5 protein-coding genes and 1 pseudogene are annotated in these 7,166 nt (G+C 53.4%); all 6 read left to right on the top strand.

Annotated features, from left to right (window positions below; translation table 11 throughout):
• Positions 1–66 precede the first annotated feature (66 nt).
• The gene (locus tag QP968_RS10845; RefSeq protein ID WP_284856419.1) at positions 67–3,381 is read left to right on the top strand and encodes an RHS repeat-associated core domain-containing protein; all 3,315 of its coding nucleotides are present in this window, start codon (positions 67–69) and stop codon (positions 3,379–3,381) included.
• 15 nt (positions 3,382–3,396) lie between these two features.
• Positions 3,397–4,386, top strand: a complete 990-nt coding sequence (locus QP968_RS10840; RefSeq protein WP_284856418.1) for a hypothetical protein — start codon at positions 3,397–3,399, stop codon at positions 4,384–4,386.
• Positions 4,387–4,666: 280 nt separating this feature from the next.
• Positions 4,667–5,245: an SMI1/KNR4 family protein gene (locus QP968_RS10835; RefSeq protein WP_284856417.1), complete on the top strand. Its 579-nt coding sequence runs from the start codon at positions 4,667–4,669 to the stop codon at positions 5,243–5,245.
• Positions 5,232–5,897, top strand: a complete 666-nt coding sequence (locus QP968_RS10830; RefSeq protein WP_284856416.1) for a hypothetical protein — start codon at positions 5,232–5,234, stop codon at positions 5,895–5,897. The genes QP968_RS10835 and QP968_RS10830 overlap by 14 nt, the downstream gene beginning before the upstream one ends.
• Positions 5,898–5,989: 92 nt before the next feature.
• Positions 5,990–6,307, top strand: coding sequence for a transposase (locus QP968_RS10825; protein WP_284856415.1), 318 nt, complete (start codon positions 5,990–5,992; stop codon positions 6,305–6,307).
• Positions 6,304–7,166, top strand: a pseudogene (locus tag QP968_RS10820) (IS3 family transposase); the annotation flags it as partial. The gene QP968_RS10825 and the pseudogene QP968_RS10820, both read left to right, overlap by 4 nt.

Below are 7,166 nucleotides of genomic sequence, written 5' to 3'. Positions count from 1 at the left end.
GGTGTGTCCTACTACTACCGTTTCGACGAGCATGGTCGTGTTCACTCGCAGGTAGGTACTGGGGGGATGTTCCCGAATATTCTTTACTGGGGCAACGACACCGGTCAAGACGCACCACTTGGTGGAACAGTGTGTGTACTCATTGAAACAGCCGGCGAGTTTCAAGGTGACCCACTTACCTTAGGTGACACCGTGGTTGAGGACTACTTTAATCGTCTTGAACAACTCCCCCTTTACCAGGCACTTGTTGAAGGTGGGCTTGACGCAGCTGGTTTAACTGGTCGCGGCCGCACCGCGGAGCGTGATGATGACACATGGACCGTTCCACAACAATGGCTCCACGACGAGGTGCTAGGTGATATCCGCCCCACCGTCTACCGCTCTACCCCAGAAGGCGACGTATGGCGCACCATCACACCGGAAGGAGGGATTAAAGACGAGGATCACAATGACTATCACCAGGTCACCAGGACAGTTAATTCTGCGGGCGCCACCACCAGCTTCACCTACAACGAAGATGGTCTGATGGTTTCAAAGGAGCTTCCAAATGGTACGCGCTCCAGCATCGAGCCGGGGAAATGGGGTACGCCGGTTCGTAGCATCGATACCGATGGATCGGTAACTGAGTTTTGTCTCGACGCGTTCGGCCTTGTTGAGTCAGTGACATCTTCTAGTGGGGCAGTGACCGAATACCGCTACGACGTTCGGGCAAGCGGAATTGTACCGCAGGCAACTCGTCACGCGGACGGTACTGTAACTGAGGTTGAGTGCGACGATGCTGGACGGACGCTTGCTGTAATTGATCATGCCGGTCGACGTTCCAGCATGCTGCGCGATGTTCGAGGCTTAGTTGTTGAAAGTATCGATCCGGTTGGGGCAGTCACCACGGTGCGCTACACCCCCGAGGGCTGGCCAGCGGTAGTCGAAAATCCGGATGGCACCTCAGTGAGCATCGAGTATGACAGCGAGGGCAACAGGGTTGCTCATACAAATGAGATCGGCGCAACGGGAACAGTTAAGTACACCGTTTTTGACAAGCCGAGTATGTCAATAGATTTCTGTGGAGCGACGACGCGTCTTGAGTACAACACTCAGATGCAGCCAATTGTCTTGCTTAATTCTGACGGCAACCGTTGGTCTTACACCTACGATCTTGACGGCATGCTGGCAGGTGAGCTTGATTACAACGGAATTTCCTCCTCTGCAACGGTAAGTCCGGACGGTTTGCTGGCAACTGTAACGACACCAGCGGGTACTACGTCCCAGTTGCGGCATGCAGATGGCCGCACTAAGTCAATAACCGACGCGTCCGGGGTAACGAAATTCACCTACGATGAATTTGACAGACTAACGAGGATCAGTGGACCTTCCGCGACTATCGATTACATCCGAGACGAGTTCGGACGTACGACGGCTGAGCGAATAACGCTCCTAAGCGGTGAAACAACCGAACACAGTGTGGAACTTGACCGCGCTGGGAACATACTTTCAGAAAGTATTGCTCTCCCCCTTGGAGATACGTTTAGTTCGCGTTTCATGCGTGATGGTGAAGGCGAGATTATTCGTTCCGAGCACTCACGTATCTCTTTGGGTTCTGAGGTAAGTGAGTCAATCGCCGACATTGAATACGGTGTCGACGAGCGAGGTCTTCGTAACCGCATTCGAACCGGATCTCTCATTCAAAACTTGTTAACGGATGATCGCGGGCGGACAACCGCCGTCTCGCTGCTAGCACTTGACTCATCATCTGGGAATGGATTGAGAACCGTATCTTCTCGCATGTTTGAGTGGCGCGAAGATGGGGCTCTTAAATCCATTGCAGATTACCTGCGCGGGATCACCACATTTGACCTTGATCTGGCTGGGAGGGTTACTCGACTCACCAGGACTAATCGAAGCGCCGACCAAAAAGCTCCACTCACTACTGGGCAATTATCACTTGGAGAAACCACAGAGGAGGTTTACGGTTTCTCCTCTGCGGGGGTGCTTAACTTCATTGACGCGAAGGAACACTTACCATCAACCGCATTGGGAAGTAACCGCGGTCCTTCCCAAAAGAAGACGATCAACCAAGCAGCTTTGTCCGGCGTTAATTCACGGGTGGAGTTCGATGGCACGATGCCTACCAGAGTTGGCCGAACGACCTACACCTACGATAAGGCTGGGCGGGTTACTCAGACTGTCACCAAACGGATCAGTAAGAAACCTTTGGTGCATAAGTTCTTCTACGCATCAGGCGAACAGCCAATCGGATTCACGACATCGGACGAGCCGGGAGTTGGGTATCGCTACTTTTATGATCCGCGGGGGCGCCGCGTGGCGAAGGAGCGAGTAGACATTGAAACTGGTGAGCTGCTCACACGAACGGTATACGTTCACGCGGGGGAGCAACTCGTGGCAGAGCAGGTCAGCTACTCTACCGCCGATGAGACATTGATCAGCGAGCACAGTTCTGTGAACCATGAAGCTTCTGATGAGTCTCTGTGCCATGATCTGGGCTCGGGATATGTGTGGATCACCGATCCAGCGACAGTTCAAGTTGTCGGCCAAATCAAACTGCGTGGGCACCAGCGCGATGGTTCAACCACGCCAGGAGAGACAATTGCCGACTTTGTGTTTGTTATGACAGATCTCGCCGGTTCACCCCAAGAACTTGTCAGCCCTGTGGATGGGACCGTTGTTGCTTATGCCGAACAGACTCTCTATGGAAAACGCACGTGGTGCGGCGCGGAGTCCTCGCCTTTGCTATACGCAGGCCAATACCTCGATGCGGAATCCGGATGGGCGTATAACAGATACCGCTACTATGACCCTCATGCGGGAATCTACAACGCACAAGACCCCCTTGGAGTCAGTCCGCATCTGGCCTCCGCGCAGGGGTATGTAGACCACGCTGCTCATTGGGTAGATGTATTCGGCTTAAAGGCGCACCAAGTCACCGCGCAGGATTTGCGCAATGCAGGTGTGAAACCGGAAAAGATTGATGAGACGATGGAGTTTCTCAATAGGAACCCGAGTGGCCAGGACTCCTATCTATACAGCTATGGGCATGAAAATGGGCCAGGAATGAAGTATGTCGGTCAGTCAGTCGACACCGAGCAACGTGCTCTCCAGCATGGCGACAGATTTAAGACAAGAATGAAGGTTGCGGACATAGATACTGATCAACTCAATGACGGGGCTAATGCCTTCACGCGTTACCAAGCACGGGCCTTCGAAGAAGCTAAGATTTCTGATCTACGTTTCGATAAGTTCGGAAACAGCGATACCTTGCTGCACAATCGACGCCACGAAATAGCTACGTCTAGAAGCGTGCATGAAGGTGCGGTCCAGTGGGCCAATTGGATGATGGACAAGGGTGCGCTTAAATTCGCTCACTAGGAAGGGACTTTAAAAATGACGTATTTTATGCAGTTTGATTCTTCGATGAAGGCGATTCGGCCGACGGCGAATACGCGGTTGCGTATGCCAACTGTTCGTGGGGATGTTGAGGTGCATATTTATGCGACTAAGTTTCGGCAGATTGGCCCGTCTTTAGTTGCTGTGCCGCTTACTGATGACAATGTGCGTGTGCTTGGCCTTGACCCGGAGGCACACACCACAACGAGCCGTTGGATTATCCCGCCGTTTCCGTTGTTGAACACTGCTTTTGCTAAAGGTGGGCCGTTTATTCGTGACGGTAAACTATCTGAGGACTGGCCTGGTTTTAACATCGAGCACACTGCAGTTATTCACGGTGATTACCGCCCGGGTTTGCCGGGGTTTGTGCCTGAAGAGTTGGATTATCCCCTTGATGTCACAGAGGTGGACACCACTGATTGGACCATCAGAATGTGGGTCGCTGGCCAGGCAACGCGTTCATCAGAACCCGCAGAACGCGATTACCTTCTGATTCCCTGGGCTTGGTTTGCCATAGGTGATCTTGATCTGTGGTTGGAGCAGTATCGTTGTTTCCATTTGGGGTTGGATATTCCCACTGAGTTGAGTCCTCCGGATGAAGACATTGATGGTCAACGCGATGAGTGCACCACTGATGCTGGTATGCGTACGAGTGTGATCAGGCTTGATGAATCGGCTGGTGATGATGCTGGGAAGGACACGATGTATGCCAAAGTCCTTGTTGATAGCCAGCTTGATAAAGCAGTGACGGAAGCAGGGGGTGACGCTAGTGGGTATTTCTTGGATGCTGTGTTGAGGTATTGGCAAGCTATCAACACTATTGCTGCTGGTGTTGAGTTGGATCCTGAAGGCGACGGTGTTGGTGTTACTGGCCAGCCTGATGAGGTTGCTGTGGTACGTGAGAAGCTCAATGGTCTACCGGCTGATGCGGCGCAGCTGGGTGCGTTGATCGCTGATGTTGAATCTGCTGGTATCAGCATCGACTAACCACACTCACCGTATGCTTGGTTCGGACTAAGTGTGCACAAGGGCAGGGTGATCACTCGTGGTATTAGTGGCCCGGACCGGTTGCGTCCCTTAGTGTGGTGTAACGCTTGCTGATGGTGGGCCCGGGAAGATAGCGGACGGCCACACGTTTCGCATCTCGGGTGGGCCGCGCGGGGCGTCGAAAGTTGTTAGAGGGCTTTAGCCGGGAGAACATCTGATCGCCCGGCATGCAGCTACAGGCTAGGTGCATGCTTTTTTATCCCGAGCTTAGGATGGCTTCATGGATTACTCAGAGGTGTTTGTTGCTCCGGCTCGGCCGTGTGATGAGGCGAGGGTTCAGGAAATTGAACGTAATCTTGGTCTGCAGTTGCCGCAGGGGTATCGGGAGTTGATTAAAAGTTGTGGTGGTGGCACCGTCACGTCTGAGTATGAGTGCTCACGTAGGTATGATGGTTGTTCTTCGACGAGTTTTGAGGCTATTGATCTGATTTATGGTCATGGGCCGCGGGGAGATTCGGTGTATGGGTACAACCTTGATACGGATGCTTGTCGTATCGCTAAAATTTGGCGTTATCCGAAGTGGGGACTGTTTATTGGCCAGGGTAGTGGCACTGTTCATACTCCGTTGTTGATGAATATTTCTCATCGTGCTTACCCGGATGGGGCAATTATTTATCTGGATTTGGAAGAGGAGGAAGAAACACTTATTTACCAGGATTTTGATGAGCTTGTGGAGGATCTTGTTGATCCTTTTGTGCCGCCGATGCCTGAGGGGTTTTACGATCCTTTGAAGATAGTGTTTTCTGACGATCATGATCACCTGATTTTGAAAAAGGATGATGGTAATGACCTTGCCTGACATTATTGCGGTTGAGCCAACTGCAGAGAAGCTTTTGTTGCCTACGGTGGCGCAGCGTTTGGCGCTGCCGCCTCGTTCTACTCCTGCGTTGGAACGCTTCGGTGAACAAGCTCTTGATGAGTACATCCCTAGTTTTGAGGTTATTGGGGATGGGATTATCGGGTTGACGGTCAACCACCCGTACCCAACCCCGCTTGCAAAGAATCGGGCACATCTCGCTATTGAGAACCATGTGTGCCTTGCGGTGCCCAAATTCAATAACGTTATTACCCGTGGTACGGAACGTCCTACTCACCGCATTCGGACCTACGAGGATGATCTGCCGTATTATTCCCCGGAACTGATCGATGAGAACCTTGAGTTCATGAACAAGATCACCATCCCTGACGGGGATGAGAGTTTTATTGTTGTTTCTCAACGCAACAGTGATGATGAGGAGGATGATTATGATGATCTGCGTACCAGTCATATCCGTGCGCGGTGGGAGGCTGAGAACCAGGACTGGGCTGTAGAGTACCGCAATGCGGATACAGGTGAACAGTTCTTCACTTTCACTCCGTCGAGTGATGAAGTTGCACGTTTGATTAAAGGGTGGGTCACTCACCGAAAGGATATCGCCAGCTTGACCAGCTGGACACCACGCCAACAATAAACGCACTTGCACTGAACTGCTGTGAACTGCCCTGAGGTTACCCTCGTTTAGTGGACACCCAACTTGTACGGATGTTGTGTCCGTAGGAGAGGATGTTCATTGTGAGCCAACAACGCAAGAAGTACACGCCGGAGTACCGGCGTGAAGCCGCGAATCTCGTGATTGAGTCGCAGCGCCCGATCGCCCAAGTGGCCAGAGAGATCGGTGTCGCCCCGGGGCTTTTAGGCAAGTGGGTCAAAAACGAGCGGGAGCGCCGAGGCGCAGCCGATGGGATGAGTGAGGCGGACCTTCGGACCGAGATCGCTCGCCTGCGCCGGGAGCTGGCAGAAGCCCGGATGGACAACGAGTTCTTCTCAAAAGCGACAGCCTTCTTCGCCGCGAAGCAACGCGAACAGAAAAGTTCGAACTAATGCGACGAGAGAAGGCAAACTACAGCATCAAACGCATGGCACGCCTGTTGAAGGTGTCTCGATCCGGCTACTACAAATGGTTCCATACCCAGCAGCAACGACGCTTAGGTCACGATGATCGGGCAGCATTTTATGACGATGTTGACCGCAAGATCCACCAGATCTGGGCAGACTCCGATCAGGTCTACGGTGCACCGCGGATCACTGCGGAACTTGCCGAGCGCTACGACATTACGCTCAACCGGAAGACCGTGGCCAAGCGGATGCGCCTGATGGGCATTGAGGGGATTTCACCGCGTGCCTTCGTCCCGGTGACCACGATTCAGTCCAAGCGTACGTCCACGCTTCCTGACCTGGTCAAGCGCATGTTTGATGTCGGTAGGCTGAACCGGGTGTGGATGTCGGATATTACCTATCTGCGCACCGGGGAGGGCTGGTTGTACTTGTGCGCGGTCCGTGACGGTCATTCCCGCCGTGTGCTGGGCTGGGCTATGGATAGTGTGCAAGATACTTCCCTGGTCGATCGGGCCCTGCGGATGGCGTATACGCTACGCGGTGACGTTCCTGATGGCCTGGTGTTTCACGCCGACCGTGGAGCACAGTTTACGAGCGAGCAGCTCTGGGACGTCTGCCGCGAGATGGGCATTGCCCAGTCCGTGGGGCGTACCGGGGTGTGCTTCGATAACGCGATGGCCGAGTCCTTCTGGTCGACGCTGAAGACTGAGTTCTACGACCGGCAGCGCTGGCCTACCCGGGATGCTGCACGTACGGCTGACACCCTCTTCGAACCTGGCACGGTGAGACGTCGACGCCGCTGCTTTTCGCAGGACAGTATTTGGATTCGGAATCGGGGTGGGCG

The sequence above is a fragment of the Corynebacterium sp. MSK041 genome (assembly GCF_030232265.1).
Classification (GTDB): Bacteria; Actinomycetota; Actinomycetes; order Mycobacteriales; family Mycobacteriaceae; genus Corynebacterium.
This window is presented reverse-complemented; position numbering and strand designations above follow the sequence as displayed.